The organism is Streptomyces sp. NPDC033221 (genome assembly GCF_055577005.1).
In genome coordinates, this window is record NZ_JBVIQN010000013.1 from 69,300 (window position 1) to 88,367 (window position 19,068).

Annotated in this window: 18 protein-coding genes; 7 read left to right on the forward strand and 11 right to left on the reverse strand. The window is 73.7% G+C overall.

Annotated elements, in window-relative coordinates; translation table 11 throughout:
• Positions 1–57: 57 nt before the first annotated feature.
• Genes ACZ53K_RS19095 through ACZ53K_RS19105 form a run of 3 tightly spaced genes read right to left on the reverse strand, consistent with a single transcriptional unit; the run spans position 58 to position 3,570 of the window.
• Positions 58–984, reverse strand: a complete 927-nt coding sequence (locus ACZ53K_RS19095) for an ABC transporter permease (RefSeq protein WP_468837670.1) — start codon at positions 982–984, stop codon at positions 58–60.
• A complete protein-coding gene (locus tag ACZ53K_RS19100; protein ID WP_468838007.1) occupies positions 977–1,942 on the reverse strand; it encodes an ABC transporter permease in 966 nt (321 codons plus the stop codon). The genes ACZ53K_RS19095 and ACZ53K_RS19100 overlap by 8 nt, the downstream gene beginning before the upstream one ends.
• A 29-nt stretch (positions 1,943–1,971) precedes the next feature.
• Positions 1,972–3,570: an ABC transporter substrate-binding protein gene (locus ACZ53K_RS19105; protein WP_468837673.1), complete on the reverse strand. Its 1,599-nt coding sequence runs from the start codon at positions 3,568–3,570 to the stop codon at positions 1,972–1,974.
• A gap of 112 nt (positions 3,571–3,682) precedes the next feature.
• Here ACZ53K_RS19105 and ACZ53K_RS19110 point away from each other — a divergent pair, with 112 nt between their 5' ends.
• Positions 3,683–4,165, forward strand: a complete 483-nt coding sequence (locus ACZ53K_RS19110) for a cell wall hydrolase (RefSeq protein WP_468837676.1) — start codon at positions 3,683–3,685, stop codon at positions 4,163–4,165.
• A gap of 21 nt (positions 4,166–4,186) precedes the next feature.
• On the opposite strand, the gene ACZ53K_RS19115 is transcribed toward ACZ53K_RS19110, so the two are convergent.
• Positions 4,187–5,551 (reverse strand): hypothetical protein, encoded by a 1,365-nt coding sequence (locus tag ACZ53K_RS19115; protein WP_468837678.1) that lies wholly within the window; start codon positions 5,549–5,551, stop codon positions 4,187–4,189.
• Between the two features lie 235 nt (positions 5,552–5,786).
• On the opposite strand from ACZ53K_RS19115, the gene ACZ53K_RS19120 reads away from it, so the two are divergent.
• Positions 5,787–6,185: a hypothetical protein gene (locus ACZ53K_RS19120; protein WP_468837681.1), complete on the forward strand. Its 399-nt coding sequence runs from the start codon at positions 5,787–5,789 to the stop codon at positions 6,183–6,185.
• Between the two features lie 69 nt (positions 6,186–6,254).
• On the opposite strand, the gene ACZ53K_RS19125 is transcribed toward ACZ53K_RS19120, so the two are convergent.
• The 3 genes from ACZ53K_RS19125 to ACZ53K_RS19135 are packed head-to-tail and all read right to left on the reverse strand — an operon-like array spanning position 6,255 to position 9,651.
• On the reverse strand, positions 6,255–7,451 hold the full coding sequence (locus ACZ53K_RS19125; RefSeq protein WP_468837684.1) for an acyl-CoA dehydrogenase family protein: 1,197 nt from the start codon (positions 7,449–7,451) through the stop codon (positions 6,255–6,257).
• Positions 7,448–8,656, reverse strand: a complete 1,209-nt coding sequence (locus ACZ53K_RS19130) for an acyl-CoA dehydrogenase family protein (protein WP_468837686.1) — start codon at positions 8,654–8,656, stop codon at positions 7,448–7,450. Before ACZ53K_RS19130 ends, ACZ53K_RS19125 begins: the two co-directional genes overlap by 4 nt.
• A complete protein-coding gene (locus ACZ53K_RS19135) occupies positions 8,653–9,651 on the reverse strand; it encodes an NADPH:quinone oxidoreductase family protein (RefSeq protein WP_468837689.1) in 999 nt (332 codons plus the stop codon). The genes ACZ53K_RS19130 and ACZ53K_RS19135 overlap by 4 nt, the downstream gene beginning before the upstream one ends.
• Before the next feature lie 229 nt (positions 9,652–9,880).
• Here ACZ53K_RS19135 and ACZ53K_RS19140 point away from each other — a divergent pair, with 229 nt between their 5' ends.
• Positions 9,881–10,762 carry a helix-turn-helix domain-containing protein gene (locus tag ACZ53K_RS19140; protein WP_468837692.1) on the forward strand — a complete coding sequence of 294 codons (882 nt, stop codon included), beginning with the start codon at positions 9,881–9,883 and terminating at the stop codon, positions 10,760–10,762.
• On the opposite strand, the gene ACZ53K_RS19145 is transcribed toward ACZ53K_RS19140, so the two are convergent.
• Together ACZ53K_RS19145 and ACZ53K_RS19150 are read right to left on the reverse strand one after the other, a co-directional pair.
• A complete protein-coding gene (locus tag ACZ53K_RS19145; protein ID WP_468837695.1) occupies positions 10,706–11,797 on the reverse strand; it encodes a glycosyl hydrolase family 18 protein in 1,092 nt (363 codons plus the stop codon). The genes ACZ53K_RS19140 and ACZ53K_RS19145 overlap by 57 nt on opposite strands.
• A gap of 81 nt (positions 11,798–11,878) precedes the next feature.
• The gene (locus tag ACZ53K_RS19150; RefSeq protein WP_468837698.1) at positions 11,879–12,763 is read right to left on the reverse strand and encodes an SDR family oxidoreductase; all 885 of its coding nucleotides are present in this window, start codon (positions 12,761–12,763) and stop codon (positions 11,879–11,881) included.
• Positions 12,764–12,995: 232 nt separating this feature from the next.
• Here ACZ53K_RS19150 and ACZ53K_RS19155 point away from each other — a divergent pair, with 232 nt between their 5' ends.
• Together ACZ53K_RS19155 and ACZ53K_RS19160 are read left to right on the forward strand one after the other, a co-directional pair.
• Entirely contained in the window at positions 12,996–13,457 is a 462-nt protein-coding gene (locus ACZ53K_RS19155) for an SRPBCC family protein (protein WP_468837701.1), read from the forward strand.
• Between the two features lies 1 nt (position 13,458).
• Positions 13,459–15,096 carry a phytoene desaturase family protein gene (locus ACZ53K_RS19160; protein ID WP_468837704.1) on the forward strand — a complete coding sequence of 546 codons (1,638 nt, stop codon included), beginning with the start codon at positions 13,459–13,461 and terminating at the stop codon, positions 15,094–15,096.
• Between the two features lie 40 nt (positions 15,097–15,136).
• Here ACZ53K_RS19160 and ACZ53K_RS19165 read toward each other — a convergent pair whose 3' ends face one another.
• A complete protein-coding gene (locus tag ACZ53K_RS19165; protein ID WP_468837707.1) occupies positions 15,137–16,261 on the reverse strand; it encodes a selina-4(15),7(11)-diene synthase in 1,125 nt (374 codons plus the stop codon).
• A gap of 267 nt (positions 16,262–16,528) precedes the next feature.
• Here ACZ53K_RS19165 and ACZ53K_RS19170 point away from each other — a divergent pair, with 267 nt between their 5' ends.
• Positions 16,529–17,353 (forward strand): class I SAM-dependent methyltransferase, encoded by an 825-nt coding sequence (locus ACZ53K_RS19170; protein ID WP_468837709.1) that lies wholly within the window; start codon positions 16,529–16,531, stop codon positions 17,351–17,353.
• Positions 17,354–17,393: 40 nt separating this feature from the next.
• On the opposite strand, the gene ACZ53K_RS19175 is transcribed toward ACZ53K_RS19170, so the two are convergent.
• A complete protein-coding gene (locus ACZ53K_RS19175) occupies positions 17,394–18,263 on the reverse strand; it encodes an alpha/beta fold hydrolase (RefSeq protein ID WP_468837712.1) in 870 nt (289 codons plus the stop codon).
• Between the two features lie 197 nt (positions 18,264–18,460).
• On the opposite strand from ACZ53K_RS19175, the gene ACZ53K_RS19180 reads away from it, so the two are divergent.
• Positions 18,461–19,012 (forward strand): AAA family ATPase, encoded by a 552-nt coding sequence (locus tag ACZ53K_RS19180; RefSeq protein WP_468837715.1) that lies wholly within the window; start codon positions 18,461–18,463, stop codon positions 19,010–19,012.
• Positions 19,013–19,068 lie beyond the last annotated feature (56 nt).

The window sequence follows — 19,068 nt, forward strand, 5'->3', positions numbered from 1 at the left end:
GTACGGAGAGGTCGCGTACGGACAGGACGGGCGGGGGCGGCGACGTGGGCACCGGGTTCACAGCATCAGCTCCGATCGGCGGCGCGGGTTGATCCGTTCGCGCCAGGCGCCGGCCAGGCCCGCGATGGCGAGCGTGGGGACGATGATGAACAGGCCGGGGAAGAGGGTCGGCCACCAGTCGCCCGCGAGCAGCGAACTGCGCGCGCTGTTGACCATATTGCCGAGGCTCGCCTCGTGGGCGGGCAGTCCGAGCCCCAGGAAGGACAGCGCGGACTCGTGCCAGATGGCGTGCGGGACCATCAGGACGGCGGCGAGTCCGGCCTGCGGCAGGACGCCCGGCAGCAGGTGGCGGACGGCGATCCGCCACCGCGAGGCGCCGCCGGAGACGGCTGCGTCGATGTACGGGCGGGAGCGCAGGGAAAGCACCTCGGCCCGGACGATGCGTGCGGTCGAGAGCCAGTGGGTCAGCGCCACCGAGATGATCACGGGCCAGGCGCCGGGCCGGAACATGGCCACGATGAAGATGCCGAGCAGCAGGTGCGGCACGGCGGAGAACAGGTCCACGACGCGCATCACAGCGCGGTCCGCCCAGCCGCCGAGCGCCCCGGCCAGCGCGCCGACCGCGGTGCCGATGACGGTGGCGGCGAGCGCCGCGACCACACCGACGAGCAGCGAGACGCGCAGCCCGTAAACGCAGCGGAGCAGCAGGTCGCGGCCCACCTCGTCGGTGCCGAAGGGGTGGGCGGGGGACGGCGCCCGGAGTTTGGCGGCGAGGTCGACGGCCTGCCGGTCCAGGGGGACCAGCAGCGGTACGACGAGCACGGCCAGGACGATGGCCGCCACCAGCACGGCGGAGACGCGGACGCGCAGGGTGCGGGTGCCGCGCCCGCCGCGCCGCGCGTCGCGCCGGTGCCAGTGGACGGCGGCGGACGTACCGGCCGCCGTCTCCCTGGGTGTCTGCACCGTCTCAGCTGTCTCAGCCATCGAATCCCACCCTCGGATCGGCGAGTCCGTACAACAGGTCGGAGAGCAGGTTGCCGATCAGCACGGCGATCGTGGCGAGCACCGTCAGGGCGGCCAGCAGCGGGAAGTCCACGCTCGTCGCCGCGTCGACGGTGGCGGCGGCGATGCCCGGCCAGCTGAAGACGGACTCCACCAGCAGCGCGCCGGTGATCAGTTCCGGTACCCGCGAGCCGATCAGGGTGAGGACCGGGAGCAGCCCGGAGCGCAGGGCGTGCTGGAACAGGACGGTGCGCTCGCTCAGGCCGCGGGCCCGCGCGCCGCGCACCGGGTCCTCCTCCAGGGCATCGCCGACGCCCTGCCGTACGTACAGCACGAACCAGGGGAGTTGGGACACGGCGAGCACGAGTGCCGGGAGGATGACGTGGCGCGCGATCTGGCCGGCCGTGGCGACCTCGCTGCCGGTGTCGGTCAGTCCGCCGGCCGGCAGCACGCCGAGCTTGAGCGCGAACAGCCAGACGGCCAGCAGTCCGAGCCAGAACGGCGGGGCGGCCTCCAGGGTGTACGCGGCGGAGGTGATGGCGTGGTCGGCCATCGAGCCCGGCCGCCGGGCCGCGAGCACCCCCAGCAGCGTGCCCGCCAGGATCGCGAACACGAACGCCAGGGCGCACAGCAGCACCGACCAGCCGATGCGTTCGCCGATGACCTGCGAGACGGGTGCGCGCAGTGTCGCGGAGTCGCCCAGGTCGCCGGTGAGCGCGCCGGTCAGCCAGTGCCACCAGCGGCCGAGCAGCGGCTGGTCGACGCCGAGGTTGTGCCGGATCTGGTCCAGGTTCTCCTGGGAGGCGGTGAGCCCGGCGGTGCCCGCGTACGCCCTGACGGGGTCGAAGGGCGCGGCGGCCGCGACGGCGAACACGCCGAGGGTGACGGCGAGGAGGACCGGCACGGCGTACAGGGCCCGCCGTCCCGTCATCCGCGCCATCGGCCCCCAGGGCAGCTGTGCGAGGCGGCTCACTTGGCGGGCTGCCAGTCCTCTGCGTTCCACCACGGGCCGGAGGCCAGGCCGTGGTCGTGCGGCTCGACCTGGGTGGTGAGGTCCTTCCACCGGTCCTTGACCACGTAGAGGTGGTCGATGTGGGTGAGGAAGATGTACGCCGGGTCGTCGGCGAGTTCACGCTGCACGGTGTCGTAACCGGCCTTGCGCGCGGCCTTGTCGTCGGTGCGGCGGGCGTCCACCAGTGCCTTGTCGACCTTGGGGTTGTCGTAGCGCGACATGTTGTTGAAGCCGTCGCCGGCCAGTGAGGAGTGCAGCAGCAGGTACTGGTCGAAGTCCGGGTCGGCGGGGCTGCCGCCGCCGGCGAGCACCGCGTCGGTCTTCATGTTCGGCATGATGCTTTCCCAGGGGCCGGACTCGACCTTCACCTCGATGCCGGCCTTCTTGGCGTCGGAGGCGAAGGCGAGCGCATGCTCCTGGCGGAGCTTGTCGCCGGCCAGGTACCAGAGCTTGAAGGAGGCGGGCTGTCCGTCCTTCTCGCGGATGCCGCTCTCGCCCTTCCGCCAGCCGGCGTCGTCGAGGATCCGCTCGGCCTTCTTGAGGTCGTGGGTGCGCTCGGTGCCCTTGGCGAACCAGGGGCTGTCGGTCGGCACGGGCCCATAGGCGGGCTTGCCGGCGCCGTCGAGGATGCCGTCGACCATGGCCTTGCGGTCCACGGCGACGTCCAGGGCCCGGCGGACGGCCTGGTCGCCGGTGACCTTGTTGGCGGTGGGCAGGGTGACGGTGCGGTAGTCGAACGTCTTGGCCGCCAGGGACTGCTTGTCCTGGTCGGACTTGAAGGTGGCGGCGAGGTTCGGCGGCAGGATCGCGCCGTCGAGGTCGCCGGAGCGCAGCCGGGTGGCGCGTACGTCGTCGTCCTTGATGATCGCCATGGTGAAGTTCTTCACCTTGGGCGCGCCGCCCCAGTAGTGCGGGTTGGCCTTGAAGGAGAGCTTCTCGCCCTTGGACCACTTGGTGAGGATGTACGGCCCGGTGCCGATCGGCTTGGTGGTGAAGGAGCCGTTGTTGACGTCCTGCTCGCCCGCGACGTGCTTCGGGGCGATCGGCAGGACGGTGCGCTCGGCGAACGGCGCGTAGGGGTATTTGAGGTGGAAGACGACGGTATGGGCGTCCTTCTTCTCGACCTTCTCCAGGGCGTCCAGTTCGGCCTTGGAGGCGTTGTTGGTCTTCTCGTCGAGGATGGTCTCGTAGGTGAAGACCACGTCGTCGGCGGTGAAGGGCTTGCCGTCGCTGAAGGTCACACCGTCGCGCAGCGGGTATGTCCAGGTCTTGCCGTCGTCGGAGACCTCGGGCAGCTTCGCGGCGAGCGCGGGCTGGAGCTTCATGTCCGCGTCGTGGGTGAGCAGCCCGTCGAAGATCTTGGAGTTGCCGTCCTTGCCGTAGCCCAGCAGCGGGCTGAGGGTCTCCGGCTCGTAGGCGATGCCGACCACGGCGGAGTCCTCGGCGCCGACCGCGCCGCCCTTGCCGTCGGTGGGCGTCGAGCAGGCGGCCGCCGTGAGCGCCACCGTTCCCGCCAGCGCCGCGGCGGCCACTGACCGTATCGACCGGGCCGTCATGGCCACTCCCCTGCTGAAGATCGTCTGTTGTTGCAAAGCGCAGGCAATTAAACAGCATGTAAGAAACGGAATCTCCGCCGCCCCCGCTCGCGAGGCCCGCCATCATGGGCGGATGCCTGCCGCCCCGCTCCCCGGCCTGACTGCCGACCCGCTCCCCCACCTGCCCGCCGCCCTGCGGGACGTTCCGTATGCCGGCGCCCGGCACCCCGGTGCCGGGCCGCTGCCGGGCCGCCATCCGTACGACGTGACGGCCGGGGCGAACTGCCAGCTCTACGCGTACGCCGTGCTGCGCCACTTCGGACGCGAGGTGCCGCCGCTGCGGTCGGCCGAACTGTGGGCGGACACCGCGGCGACCGTACGGGCCGAGCCGCCTGAACCGCTCGACCTGGTGCTCTTCGACGCCGGGGAGGTGCCGGGGCGCCCCGCGGGGTACGGCGCGCACATCGGCCTGCACCTGGGCCCCGACCAGGTGCTGCACCTGTGCAAGGAGGCCGGACGGCCCGCTGTGTGGACGTACGCGGACTTCGCGGAACGAGCGCGGTACACGCGGTTCCTGGGGGCGAAGCGGGTGCGGGGAGCGGCTGTCAGCCCGTAGCCGCGTCCCACCCCGGCGCCGTCACCAGTCCCCGCCGCCGAAGCCCCCGCCGCTGTCTCCGCCGAAGCCGCCGGAGAAGTCGTCCGGATTGAAGTCCGCCCCGGAGACGTCGCCGCCCTCCGCGCCCTGCTGGCCGCCGAAGTCGGAGGCGTAGGCGGACGGGCCCATCAGGACGCTGCCGAGCATGGTGCCCATGAGGAGACCGGGCAGCATGCCGCCGCCGAAGTAGCCGCCCGCCCAGGGGCCGTAGGCCGGGCCCGCGTCCCAGTACGGACGCTGCCCGTGCTCGGTCTGCACCGTGCGGGTCATCGGCTCCTGCCCCTCCTCCAGGCGCGTACGGTCGGCGGCACAGACCGGGACCGTACGCGGCGCCGCGCCGTCCGGCGCCCACTCCACGTCCGCGACGGACGGGCCGTGCCGCGGGTCGAAGAAGCACGGCACCCGGCGTTCGGGCAGCGGCTTGCCTTCGCGCCGTGCGGCCAGCGTGGCCAGCGCGAACCGGCCGTCCTCCAGGTCCTTGGTGACCTGCTCGACGTCGCCGGGGCGCTCGGCGCGGGCCATCGCCGTCTTGGCGTTCTCGTACGCGTCCAGCGCGTGGCTGTAATCGGCGCGCATCGCGTCGTCGGCGCCGGGCTCGCCGGGGGTGAAGTCGAGCCGGTCCAGTTCCTCGCCGAAGGCGGTGATGTCCTCGTCCACCACGACGCGCAGCTGTTCCAGAGCGGCCCGCTCCTCCTCGGCCCGCTTCTTCTTGCCGCGGCGGTGCAGCGCGAACGCGCCACCGCCGCCGACCACCACCAACGCGCCCAGACCGACGAGCGCGCCGGTGCTCATCCCGGCACCGTCACCGCCCCAGGAGGCCGGCTCGTGGCCGGACGCCTGCTGGGTCGCGGTGTCCACGAAGCTGTCGAGGCGGTCCTTGGTGGTGCTGTAGTCGGAGCGCTGGACCGCGCCGACGAGGTTGCGTACGGAGTTGCGCGACATCACGCGGCCGTCGGCGGCGGCGTTGAAGCGGTCGCCGAGCTGGACGGCGTAGACACCGCTGACGCCGGTCTTGGTGCGCAGGTCCCGGAGAAGGGTGCCGGGCCGGTACTCGGCGGCTTCGGGCAGCACCGCGACGAAGACCGGCTTCCCGGAGTCCTTGATCTTCTTGGCGAGGGCGCCCGCGTCGGCGGACGACAGCATGTTGGACGCCCGCGGATCCACGTACACCGGCCCCTTCTTCAGGGCGTCCGCCGCCTCGTCGAGCCCGCCCGCGGCCCGCGCGCCGGGCGCCACGGCGGTGAGCACCGCCAAGAGGACGGCGGCCAGCAGGAGCACCGGACCGGCCTGGGGGCGCTGGAGGAGCACCGTCCCGGAGGCCGCGGGGCGACGGGTTGCGATCTTCATGGGTACGACGCTACCCGAACTGCACTTTTTAGACATCACGCTTGCGTAACGGGCGGAGCCGTGCTGCTCCTGTCCGAGCACCGGGTGCCGCCTTCGCGCGGACACAGTGTCGTACAGCCGCGGCGCCCCGGCCGCTCAAGGGCCCCCGTTGAGGTGGCCGTCGCCCGGGCGCCGGTGATGATCTCACCGCGCGGGGAAGCTTCGCCCGACCGCCCCCGAGAAAACGGAGGTCATCATGCGTACGGCGAAGGCCAAGGGCATGGCCGTCGGAGCCGCCACCACCGCCGTTGCGGCCGCCCTCGCGGTCGGACCGGCCGCCGCCCCGTCAGCCGCCGACCCGGCCGTCAAGGTCACCACACCGGCCGCCGGCTCCAGTGCGAAGGTGGCGGGCAGCCTCCTCGTCCAGTGGTCGAACACGACCGGGAAGGAGGTGGACGTCTGGCTGAGCGCCCGCACGCCGTCCGGCGGGCACGACCGGCTGTCGCTGGTCGCACCCAAGGCGGGCAGCAAGAAGGCCGGCGAGGCCCTGGCCACCCTGCCCACCGTGCCGCCGGGTACGTCCTACACGGTCGAGGTGACGACCCAGGACGGCGAGAAGAGCGACGTCAGCGGGCCACTGAGCCTCATCGGGTAGCGACGCCCCCGTACGGACCGCTAAGGAACCGGCCGTACGGGGGCGGGAGTTCGACCGCGCCGGGAGCGGCTACGGAGCCTGGAGGTCCACCAGCCCGGCGAGCGCCTCGCGGTGCCGGCCCGGCGTGCCCAGGGCGATCTCGTCGGCCTTCGCGCGCTTGAGGAAGAGGTGCGCGGGATGCTCCCAGGTCATGCCGATGCCGCCGTGCAGCTGGATGCACTCCTCGGCCGCGCGTACCGCGACGGGCGCGCAGTAGGCCTGCGCGACCGCCACCGCCACCCGCGCGTCCGGGCTGCCGGTGGCCAGCGCGTCGGCGGCGTTGCGGGCCGCCGCGCGGGCCGAGGCGACCTCCAGCCAGAGCGCGGCCATCCGGTGCTTGAGCGCCTGGAACGAGCCGACGGGACGGCCGAACTGGGTGCGCTGCGCGGTGTGCCGCACGGTTTCGGCCAGGCACCATTCCGCGATGCCGAGCTGTTCGGAGGCGAGCAGTCCCGCGCCGGCCAGCAGCGCGCCGGCCACCGCCGCGCGGGCCGTGTCCTGTCCGGCCAGCAGCCGTCCGGCGGCGCGGTCCAGGGTGATCCGGGCCGGGACGCGGGTCAGGTCGAGCGGGGTGCCGGGCTCGGTCCGTACCCCGTCGGCCGTCGCGTCCACGGCGTACAGCGCGTATCCGTACGGGCCGTCGGCCGGTACGAGCAGCACGTCCGCGGCGGCGGCGTCCGCGACGCCGGTCACCACGCCGCTCAGCGCGCCGTCCGCGTCGGCCCGTACGGTCGCTTCCGGCAGCGTGCCCGGAGCCGTCGGCAGGGGCACGGCGAGCACGCCGACGCTCCGCCCTTCGGCGAGCGCGGCGAGCGGCCCGGCCACTTCGGGACGGTCCGTCTCACCGCCGAGCAGTGCCGTCACGGCCAGCACCGCGCTGGTCAGGTACGGCACGGGCGCCACCGAGCGGCCCAGTTCCTCCAGGACGACGGCGGCCTCGCGGGCGCTCGCGCCCTGCCCGCCGAGCTTCTCCGGGACCAGCAGTCCGGCCGTGCCCATGTCCGCGGCCAGCGCGCGCCACAGCCCGGTGTCGTGGGTGCGGCCGCTCTCCAGGTCCGCGAGGGCGGCGGCCGGGCCACCGCGGTCGGTGAGCAGTGAGCGGACGGCGGCCCGCAGGTCGTCCTCCGGCTCCGAGTAGAGGAGGTCGGGGGCGGCGTCGGGCTGCGTGGGGGCCGGTGCGGTGGAGGCCGGTTCGGTGGGGGCCGGGGCCCCGCTCGGAGCGGTCATCGGGGGAGATCCTTCCACGCGACGTCCTTGTCGGTGCGCGGCTCGGGCGGCAGCCCCAGGACGCGTTCGGCGACGATGTTCAGCAGCACCTCGGAGGTGCCGCCCTCGATGGAGTTGCCCTTGGCGCGCAGGTAGCGGTATCCGGCCTGGCGTCCGGTGAAGTCCACGCCCTCGGGGCGGCGCAGCGTCCAGTCGTCGTACGCCAGCCCGTCCTCGGCCAGGAACTCCACCTCCCAGCCGCTGATCTGCTGCGCCAGCCGGGCGAACGCCAGCTTCATGCCGCTGCCTTCCGGCCCCGGCTGTCCCTTCGCGAGCTGCTGGCGCAGCCGCTCGCCCGTCAGGCGGGCCACCTCGGCGTCCACCCACAGGCCGAGCAGCCGCTGGTGGAGGTCGTGGGTACGCGCTTCGGGGCGCTCGCGCCAGGCCTGGGCGGCGACGCCGATCATGCCGCCCTCGCGCGGCAGGCGGGCGCCGCCGATCGCCACCCGTTCGTTCATCAGCGTGGTCTGGGCGACCTTCCAGCCCTCCCCCACCTCGCCGAGGCGGTGCGCGTCGGGAATCCGTACGCCCGTCAGGAAGACCTCGTTGAACTCGGCCTCGCCGGTGATCTGCCGCAGCGGCCGTACGTCGACGCCGGGGTCGGTCATGTCGCACACGAAGTAGGTGATGCCGCGGTGCTTGGGCAGCTCCGGGTCCGTACGGGCGATGAGGATCGCCCAGCGGGCCTGGTGGGCGCTGGATGTCCAGACCTTCTGGCCGTCCACGGTCCAGTGGTCGCCGTCCCGTACGGCACGGGTGGCGAGCGCGGCCAGGTCCGATCCGGCGCCGGGCTCGCTGAACAGCTGGCACCACACTTCTTCGCCGGTCCACAGCGGACGCAGGAAGCGCTTCTTCTGCTCGTCCGTGCCGAAGCGGAGGATGGTGGGGGCGGCCATGCCCAGGCCGATGCCGATCCGGCGCGGGTCGTTGTCCGGCGCGCCCGCCGCCGCCAACTCGGCGTCCACCACGGCCTGGAGCGCGCGCGGCGCGTCGAGTCCGCCGAGGCCCCGGGGGAAATGCACCCAGGCCAGCCCGGCGTCGAAGCGGGCCCGCAGGAAGTCGAGCGGATCGGTGTCGGCAGGGGGGTACGCGGCGAGCAGGCCGGCGGTGCGGCGGCGCAGCCCTTCGGCGTCGAGGCTCCCGGCTTCCGTGGTCGTCTCGGTCATGACGCGTCCTCCGTGCCGGGTACCACGACGAGGCGGCCGGTGGTGGTGCCGTCGAAGACCCGCTGTACCGCTTCGGCCGCGCCGGACAGCGGCGCCCGGCCGCCGATGAGCGGCCTGATGACGCCCTGTGCGGCCAGCTTGGTCAGTTCCTCGTGGCAGGCGTCGACCGCGGCCGGGTCCTTGGTGTTGTACAGGCCCCAGTGCAGGCCGAGGATCGTGTAGTTCTTCACGAGGGCGTGGTTGAGGCCGGGGGTGGGTACGGCGCCGCTGGCGAAGCCGACGACCACGATCCGGCCCTCGAAGGCGACGCCCTTGACCGATTTGGCGTACGCGTCGCCGCCCACCGGGTCGTAGACCACGTCCGCGCCCCGGCCGCCGGTCGCCTCCTTGACGGCGGCCACGAGGTCGTCGGTACGCCGGTCCAGCACCAGGTCGCAGCCGAGTTCGCGGGCGACGGCCGCCTTGCCGGAGCCGCCCACCACCCCGATGACCCGCGCCCCCGCTGCCTTGCCGAGCTGTACGGCGGCGCTGCCGACGCCACCCGCCGCGGCGTGCACGAGCAGCGTCTCTCCGGGCTGGAGGCGGGCCCGGCGGTGCAGGCCGAACCAGCCGGTCTGGTAGCCGATGTGCAGCGCGGCGGCCTCCGCGTCGTCCAGGGCGTCCGGGGCGGGACGGACCGCCGCCGCGTCCACCACCACCAGGTCGGCGAAGCCGCCGTCCGGCAGCGGGGGCTGGGCCAGGACCCGGGTGCCCACCTCGGCGGACGCGCCCTCGCCCGCGGCGAGCACCTCGCCGCAGATCTCCACGCCCGGTGTGAAGGGGAACGGCGGGCGCACCTGGTACTGGCCGCGGCACAGCAGCGCGTCGGGGAAGTTGACGTTGGCCGCCCGCACCCGGAGCAGCAGCTGCCCCGGTCCGGGCTGCGGATCCGGCACTTCTTCCAGCCGCATCACCTCGCGAGGCTCGCCGTTCTCGTGTACGCGCCATGCCTTCACTGGTGCCTCCACAGACCTCGGGTACGCGGGGAGCGCGGGATGCCGGACCCCGCGACCCTCGGCATACTAAGCGGTCGGTATCCCGGAGGGAACAGCCGATCGCCCGGAGCCGGACACCGGCATCCCGCAGCCCGGTACGGGCGTCCCCTCGGCCCGGCACCGGCCTCGCCCGGAACCTGGTACTGCCAGGGTCAGGCACGACGCGCCCCGGTGGACGACACTGACCGGTATGGACACACCCGCCGAGCTGGGCAACTTCCTCAAGACCCGCCGCGCCCGCCTCCAGCCGGAGGACGTCGGCCTGGTCTCCTACGGCGCGCGGCGCCGCGTACCGGGCCTGCGCCGCGAGGAGCTGGCACAACTGGCGGGCGTCAGTGTCGCGTACTACACGCGGCTCGAACAGGGCCAGAGCCACAACGCCTCGGACGGCGTCCTCGACGCACTCGCCCGCGCCCTGCGGCTGACCGCCGACGAACGCGCCCACCTGCGCGACCTCGCCCGCCCGGCCCGGGCCCGGCGCCGTCCCGCCGTACGGCCCGAGCGGGCCCGCACCGGCACGCTCCAACTGCTCGCCGCCCTCGGCGAGGTGCCCGCCCTGGCGCTCGGCCGCCGCTTCGAGGTGCTGGCGTGGAACCGGCCGGGGCACGCGCTGGTGGCCGGACACCTGGACTCCGACAGCCCCGGACGGCCGCTGGACCGCCCCAACACCCAGCGGCTGCTGTTCCTCGACCCGCACACCCGCGAGCTGTACCCGGACCGCGAGACGGAGACCCGGCGGGCCGTCGCCGCGCTGCGCATGGCGGCCGGGGCACACCCGGACGACCAGCAGCTGGCCGAGCTGATCGGCGAGCTGTCCATGAAGAGCACCGAGTTCAGCACCCTGTGGTCGCGGCACGCGGTCAGCAACTGCAGCTTCGGCGTCAAGAGCTTCCACCACCCGCTGGTGGGCGCCATGGAGCTGGACTTCGAGATGCTGCAGACGCCGGACGGTTCCGGGCAGAGCCTGCTGATGTTCACCGCGCGGGCCGGGTCGCCATCCGAGGCGGCGCTGCGGCTACTCTCCGCGCAGCACCTGCCAGAACCGCGGGTCCTCGAAACCGAGCGCCCATAGTCCGGCGTTCCGTACGCCGTACTTCCTCAGCAGCGGCAGGTGCGCGGCGACACCGCGCGCGTCCTGGTACCAGACGTGGTGCACGGCCCGGCCCACCCGGTACGTGAAGTGCGGTGTGCCGGACTTCGCGTCGAAGCGGTAGGCGGCGCCCTTGCGGCGGCGCAGCGCCTCCGCCTCCTTCCAGGTCAGGTGCTTGGCGCGGCCCTTGACGCCCTGGGTCCAGTCCCAGCCGTACCCGGGGAAGGCCACTTCGAGCTTGTCGCGCGGCACGGTGCGGGTGGCGTACCGCAGGAACTCCTCGTACCAGGCGAGCGAGGACAGCGGCCCCGGCGAGCCCTCGGCCCAGTGCAGGTCGTAGCCCATGATCCGGACGCGGTCGGCGGCCTTGCCGAGGCGCGCGTAGTCGTAGGCCTTCCCGGAGGTGCCGGTGCGGGCCATGACCGTGATGACGCAGCTCTTGCCCTTGGCGTGCAGCTTGGCGCACAACTCGTCGGCGAACAGCGCGTAACCGGTGCGTACACGCTCCCGTGTCCGGGCGGTTCCGGTGGTCGCCATCGTCTCGTAGTCCAGGTCGACGCCGTCGTACGCCCGCGAGGCCACCAGCCGCAGCAGCGCCGCGACGTGCGCGCCGCGGCGGGTCCGGTCGTGCAGCAGGGCGGCCATCGCGGAGGCGTCCATGGACTCGTTGACGGTGGGCACGACCTTGATGCCGGCCTGGCGCAGGCCCGCGATGACCCGCTTGTCCCCCGCGCCGTGCTGGCTCTTGATGGTGGTGGCGGAGGTGGCGCGGTACCAGAACGGGCTGACGGTGTGCAGTTGCGCGGCGTGCTGGAGGGCGTTGCGGTAGGCGCCCTGGGTGTCGCCCCAGTAGGGCAGCCAGGCGGAGACCGTACGGCCGGACTCCGCGGCGGCGGGAGCCTTGGCGCCCGTACGGTCCTGGGCCGCGGCGCCGGGGGTGAGGGCAGCGGCGATCCCGGCCGCCGACAGCAGGAAGACGAGCCCGAGCCGCGCCCGGGGAGCCGATGCTTGGTCCATGCCCCGAGCCTGTCCCGGGTGCGGTCCAGCTGCCGCGCCGGTTGCGCCGAACGGCCGTGCTCTCCCCTGTACTCCGAACGGTCAGAAACGGGGGTCGCCGGAAGCCTCGGCCGCCCGGCCGCCCGCCCCGAGCAGGCCCGTCGCCGTGAGGTCGGCGCGGCCCGCGAGGCGCAGGAACGCGCGGCGGGAACCCTCGGTCACGATCCCCGGCAGAACGGCCCGCACCGCCTGGCCCGCGCGCAGCCACGGCTGCGCGTAGACCGTCGCGGCCCGCCGTTCGATGCCGCGGACCATTCGGTCGGCCACCGGCCCGGCGTCATAGGTCTTCGACGCGGGCCACGGCAGGTGGGCGCGCAGTTCCCGCATCACCGTCCGGCGGTCGGAGGCCCGGACCATCTCGGTGTCCGCCCAGCTGAGGTACGCGGTACCGACACCCACCCCGCGGTGCGCCAGCTCGGCACGCAGCACCTGCGCGAAGGTCTCCACGCCGGACTTCGAGGCGCAGTACGCGGACAGCATCGGCGCCGGGCCGATGGCCGCGAGGGAGGCGACCTGGAGGAAGTAGCCCCCGGTGCGCAGAAGCGCGGGCAGGAAGGCGCGAGCCGTCACCGCGCTGCCGATCAGGTTGACCTCGACGACGCGCCGCCAGACGGCCGGGTCGGTGTCGAGGAAGGGGCCGCCCGCCACCACCCCGGCGTTGGCGACGACGACGGACGGCGGGCCGAAGCGGCGCTCCACGAGCGCGGCGGCGCGGTCCATCGCGTCCTCGTCGGTGACATCCACCGGCCAGTGCGCGGCGTGCCCCGGCAGGCCGGCCGCGACCCGCTCCAGTTCATCCTCCTCCAGTCCGAGCAGCGCCACATGGGCTCCCCGCCGTACGAGTGAACGCGCCATGTGCGCGCCCAGGCCGCGCGCGGCGCCGGTGACGACGGCGGTGCGTCCGCGCAGGGGAAGGTCGTGGCTCATGGTCGGGCCTCCACGGGCTGCGTACGGTGCCGGTCGGTGGGCGGGGGCGGACGGCGGGTACCCGGGTCCGGACTTCTGCAACGTAACGCCGGGTCGCCACCGGGGCCCGGCACGAAACCCGCCCGGCTGGTGTCGTACTGCCCGTCACGGGCACACGGTCGTGGTCCCGAAGGCCGAAACGGCCGGACCGGCCCAGACCGGCGGCCGGCTCCCTCCTGACGTTGGAGACCGCATGGCGGTAAGACATCAACTGATCAAGAGTCCCCCCGCCGCGGTGTGGGCGGTGCTCGCCGACGGCGCCCGCTACCAGGAGTGGGTGGTCGGCCCCTACCGGTCGGAGCCGGCCGAGGGCGACTGGCCGGAGCTGGGCTCCTCGATCGCGTACAGCGTGCGCGTGGGTCCGTGGTCGCTGAGCGGCCGGACCATTGTCCGGCGAGTCGAGCCGCCCAGGGAACTGGAGCTGGAGATCGAGAGCGGCGCCCTGGGCAGCGCGCGGATCGCCGCCGAGATCCGCCCCTGGGGCGAGCACAGCCTCATCATCATGGACGAACACCCGCTGCGCGGGCCCGGCGGGCTGCTGCACAACGCCGTGCTGGACGCCCTGCTCCAGATCCGGCACCGCAGCATGCTCGGCAGACTGGCCAAGGTCGTGGAGGGCGGCAGGCCCCGGCGGCAGCCGAGCGGGGCGTTCTGAGATGCCGGACGCGGTGGTGATCGGCGCCGGCCCGAACGGGCTGGTGGCAGCCAACCTGCTGGTCGACGCGGGCTGGAGCGTGGAGGTCCTGGAGGCGCAGCCCGAAGCGGGCGGCGCGGTCCGCAGCGACCGTGGCGTCCACCCCGATTTCGTCAACGACCTGGCCAGCTCCTTCTACCCGCTGGCCGCCGCCTCCCCCGTGCTCGCCGCGCTCCGCCTCGACGACCACGGGCTGCGCTGGAGCCATGCGCCGCGGGTCCTCGCGCATCCGCTGACCGATGGCCGGTGCGCGGTGCTGGAACGCCGGCGGCCGGCCACCGCCGACGGGCTGAACCGCTTCGCCGCGGGCGACGGCGACGCCTGGCGGCGGCTCTGCGAGGTCTGGGACCGGGTGGGCCCGGACATCCTGGGCGCCCTGTTCACGCCGTTCCCGCCGGTACGGGCCACGGCCCGGCTCGCCGCCCGGCTGCGCAGCGCGGGCGGCCTGCGGCTGGCCCGCACGCTGGTGCTGCCGGTACGGCGGCTGGGCGAGGAGGAGTTCGGCGGCGAGGGCGGCCGTCTGCTGCTCGCGGGCAACGCCCTGCACGCCGACCTGGCGCCGGAGGCGGCGGGCAGCGGCGGCTTCGGGTGGCTGATGTCCATGCTGGGCCAGTCGTACGGCTTCCCCGTGCCGGTCGGCGGCGCGGGCGCGCTGACCGAGGCCCTGGTACGGCGGCTGGAGTCGCGCGGCGGTGTGCTGCGCTGCGGCGAACGCGTCACCGAGGTCGTCGTACGGGCGGGCCGCGCCGTGGGGGTGCGTACCGCGGGCGGCGAGTCGGTGCCGGCGGGCCGGGCCGTGCTGGCCGACGTCTCCGTACCGTCCCTCTACGGCGACCTGGTGGACCGCCGGCACCTGCCCGCACGGCTGCTGGCGGACCTGCGCCGTTTCCAGTGGGATTTCGCGACGTTCAAGGTCGACTGGGCGCTGGACGGCCCGGTGCCGTGGACGGCCCCGGAGGCGGCGGGCGCCGGCACCGTGCATCTGGCCGATGGCGTGGACGAGCTGACGCGGTTCGCCGCGCAGCTCGCGGCGGGCCGGGTACCGGACCGGCCGTTCGCCCTCTTCGGCCAGATGACCACGTCCGACGCCACCCGCTCACCGGCCGGGACCGAGTCGGCGTGGGCGTACACCCACGTACCGCACGACATCCGCGCGGACGCCGGGGACGCCGGCATCACCGGCACCTGGAGCCCCGGCGAGCAGGAGGCGATGGCGGACCGGGTGGAGGAACAGGTGGAGCGGTACGCGCCGGGCTTCCGCGCCCGGGTACGGGCCCGCCGCATCCTCGCGCCGCCCACGCTCCAGGCGCTCGACGCCAATCTGCACGGCGGTGCCATCAACGGCGGTACGACCGCCATGCACCAGCAGCTCGTCTTCCGGCCGGTGCCGGGCACCGGGCGCCCGGAGACGCCGGTCAAGGGCCTGTTCCTGGCCTCGGCCGGAGCGCATCCGGGCGGCGGCGTGCACGGCGCGCCCGGCGCCAACGCGGCGCGCGCCGCCCTGCGCAAGCGGTCGCCGAGCGGCACACTCACCCGTCTCCAGCGGTCGCTGACCGGCCGTAACAGGCTCGGTGACCGCCCGGACGACCCGGCAGAGTGATGTGTCCAGCCGTTCCGCGGAGTGTCCTGGCCGGGCGGTGTCAGCCGGTGGGCTGCACCACCCACGCGTGCGTGCGCGCGCCGTCGTCCGCTTCTTCGGGCGCCGGGGTGTGGACGGCCGGTACCAGGTCCCACCACCAGGAGATGACGGGGATGTCCAGCGGTGCGTGGCTGTCGTCGGTGGGCGTGGAACGCAGCGTCGACGGCAGCCGGGCCGGGTCGTCCGGGGTGGTGTAGCGCAGGGAGGTGATGCCCCAGTCCTGTGACCCGCGGATGAAGGTGCCCAGATTGTGCAGGTACTGGCGCAGCTGCGGACTGGCCTGCTGCCGCAGGTGCGCGCTCAGCCGCATGAACAGCGTCATCACGCGGTCCCGCTGGGCTATCGCCGTGGTCAGGGCCTCGTCCTGGGATATGCCGTACTCGTTCTGCAGGACGCGCAGCACGTTGAGGTAGTAGCCCGGCCCCCGGCTCTCCTTGTGGTGGGAGAAGATGTCGTTGTCCCAGGTGATGATGAAGGAGGCCATCTCGGCCGCCGCGCGCACGGACGTGTGCTCGCGCTCGTGCGGCTGGAGTTCGTAGCCGTGCCCCATCTCCAGCATCGGCAGGACGACCGAGGTCGCCCCGTCGTACAGGCGCATCAGGGTGTAGTCGGGCAGGCTCGGCACGGCGCCCGAGCGCCGGTAGGAGGCCTCCCACACCACGGAGAAGAAGTACTCGCGCAGGGCGTCGATCCAGCGGGCGGCCTGGCCCGCGGTGCCGTGGCGGGAGACGCGGCGCCGGAGGTCGCGGACGCCCTCGGCGAGGCTGTCGCCCGGCAGGATGGGGGCCTCGGGGTTCTGTGCAACGCGCAGCAGCCGGTGCAGTACGCCGGTCAGTTCGCCCGGGTCGTGGCCGAGGTCGCTCTCCTCGCAGTACCCGTCGTCGACGCCGAAGAGCCACAGGACGAAGTCGGCGAGGAGGGAGACGACCTCCTCGCGGCCGTCGGGCAGGATACGGGCGGAGAAGCCGCCGATCCCATGGGTGACCAGGCGTGCGCGCAGCTCGTCGGAGCCTATGGAGAAACGATTCGCCCAAGCGGTTGTCCGGGCCTCGATCTCCGCGTGCCGGGGGTGGACGGCGGGCGGGATGGGCGAGTAGGTCGGCGGAACGGTCAGCTCGGGTCCCACTCCTGACCACCTCTCAGCAGCGTCATGGCACACTCGGCCGGATACGGAAACAGACATGCCGGTCTTTGATTGATCAACTATGGCGCATAGTACGCACCTCGCGTCCCTGATCCAATAGGGTCTCCGTGTCTATGACAAGTTCCGGAGGCGGATCGTCCGCTTTCATGCGGATGCCGGGCCGCACGGCCGGCGAGGACCGCCGTGCCGTACACCGGGAGGCCGCCCGCCGTTCGCCGGGCCACCGCCCCGAACTGCGGAAAGGGCGTGATGTCCAGGCCACCCCGCACCGCCTTCGACGACGCCGAGCGCCCCGCCTGGGCCGGTCGCGCGGAGGCGTACGAACGGAGCTTCGCCGCGCTCTGCGCCCACCCCGTGCCCGCCCTGCTCGACGCGGCAGGGGTGGCGACCGGCCTGCGCGTACTCGACGCCGGGACGGGCACCGGCACCGCGGCCCGCGCCGCCGGCGAGCGGGGCGCCATGGTGACGGCCGTCGACGCCGAACCCGGCATGGCCACCCGTGCGGCCGCAGCCGCGCCGGGCGCGGACGTGTGCGTCGCCGCCCTGCCCCGCCTGCCCTTCGCCGACGCCCGGTTCGATGCCGTGGTGGGCAACTTCGTGCTCAACCACGTCGGGTGCCCGGGCGCGGCACTCGCCGAGCTGCGCCGCGTAGCGCGCCCCGGCGCCCGGGTCGCTCTCACCATCTGGGCGGCCCCACCGGCGCCCGGCCAGGCCCTGCTCGGGCGCGCCCTCCAGGCCGCCGGCGTCACCCGCCCCGCGCACCTGCCCACGCTCGCGCCCGAGGACGACTTCCCCCGTACCGAAGCGGGCTTCACCCGCCTGCTGCGCGATGCCGGGCTCGCGGAGGCCCGCTGCACGACGCTCACCTGGGAACACCGGGCCACCGCCGACGAGTGGTGGAGCGGGCCCGCCGCCGGAGTGGCGACGATCGGCCGGATCGTGGTGAGCCGGCCGCCCGCGGACATCGCGGAGATCAGGCGTCAGTACGACACCCTGTGCACGGAGTTCGCGGGACCTGACGGGACGCTCGTACTGCCGCACACCGCGCTACTGGTCAGTGGGCGGGTCTGTTGACGGGCCCCGGGCCGTCAGGCGGGCCGGGCGTGTACGGGTTTCAGCCGGCCTTCGGCAGGAAGTCCCGCAGGTGCGCGAGCAGCGCTTCCGGCGCCTCCTCCGCGATGAAGTGACCGCACTCGGCGATCTCCGCGCCGGTCACCTGGTCCGGATCGGCGGAATGGTCGCGCCAGATGTCCAGCGTCGGCAGCTGCGCGGGCAGGCCGGCCGATCCCCACAGGGCCAGTACGGGCACGGTCAGCAGCCGCCCTTCGGCGAAGTCCGCGTCGTCCAGGGCGGTGTCGTCCTCCGCGGCCCGGTAATCGTCGAAGCCCGCCCGCAGCGCGCCGGGGCGGGAGAACGCCGCCACATACGCGTCCACGGCCTCGTCGGTCAGCGCATGCCGGTTGTGGGTCCAGCGCTCGAAGAAGTACTCCAGGTAGCCGCGGACGTCCGGAGCGACCAGCCGTTCGGGCAGGTCGGGCTGGAGGTGGAAGAACCAGTGCCAGTACCCGGCGGCGATCGTGGCGTCCATCCGGCGGAGCATCTCCCGCGTCGGCACGATGTCCAGGACCGCGATCCGCTCGATCTGTTCGGGCCGGTCCAGGGCCCAGCGGTGAGCCACCCGCGCGCCCCGGTCATGCCCCACGACAGCCGCCTGTTCAAACCCCAGCGACTCGACAAGACCGGCCATGTCGGCGGCCATCCGCCGCTTGTCGTAACCGGTCGCGGGCTTGTCGCTGCGGCCGTAACCGCGCAGATCGGGCGCGACGACGGTGTAGTCGCGGGCCAGCTCGCCGAGGACCGGCCGCCAGCACCGGGAGGTCTGCGGCCAGCCGTGCAGCAGCACCACCAGCGGGCCGGAGCCCGCCCGGGTGTAGTGCAGCCGCAGACCGTCCACCTGGGCCACGCCCGTGGTCGTACCGTCCACCGTCCGTCCCTTCCCGCGTCCTGACGAGCCGTCACCAGCCGGAGCCGCAGTACGCCTCAGCCCGCACACCGGTTCCGGCGCCAACCCTCCCACGGGTTGGTACCACGCGGCCCGCACCTCCTCAACAGCACGGCAGCCGCGCTCCTCCCTCCCCCGCCCCCGTTCACCCCGGCGGGACGGCGGTGGATGATGGCGCGATGGAGACTCCCGTGGTGGTCCCCGCCGGACTGGTGCTGCTCGTCGGGGCGCCGGCCGCGGGGAAGAGCACCTTCGCCGGGGAACTGGTCGCCCAGGGCAGACTGCCCGCCGACGCCGTGGTGTCCAGCGACACCATCGCCGAGGAACTGTTCGGGCCCGGCGTCGTCCGGGGGCCGGTCGACGCGCAGGTCTTCCAGGAGCGCGACCGCAGGGTCGCCGAGCGGCTGGAGGAAGGCCGCACCGTACTGATCGACGCGACGAACGCCTTGCCCAGGGGGCGCGAACGGCTGGTGACCCTCGCGCGGAAGTTCGGCGTACCGGTCACCGCGCTGCGGTTCGCGCCGCGTGTGCCCGTCCTGCTCCGCCAGAGCCGGGAACGCGCGAAACGCGTCCCGGACGCCGAGATCTTCGCCTACGCGGCACTGATACGCGACTCCGCCGGCGCCGGCCACCTCCTGGCGGAGGGCATCACCGCCGTCCACGAGGTCCCCGGCCGGGCCCAGGGCATCGACGCGGCAGGGGCTGCCCGGGGCTTCCGCTTCGAGGGGTGACGGCTGCGGGGTCGCGCGGCTGCACGGCTGCACGGCTGCACGGCTGCACGGCTGCA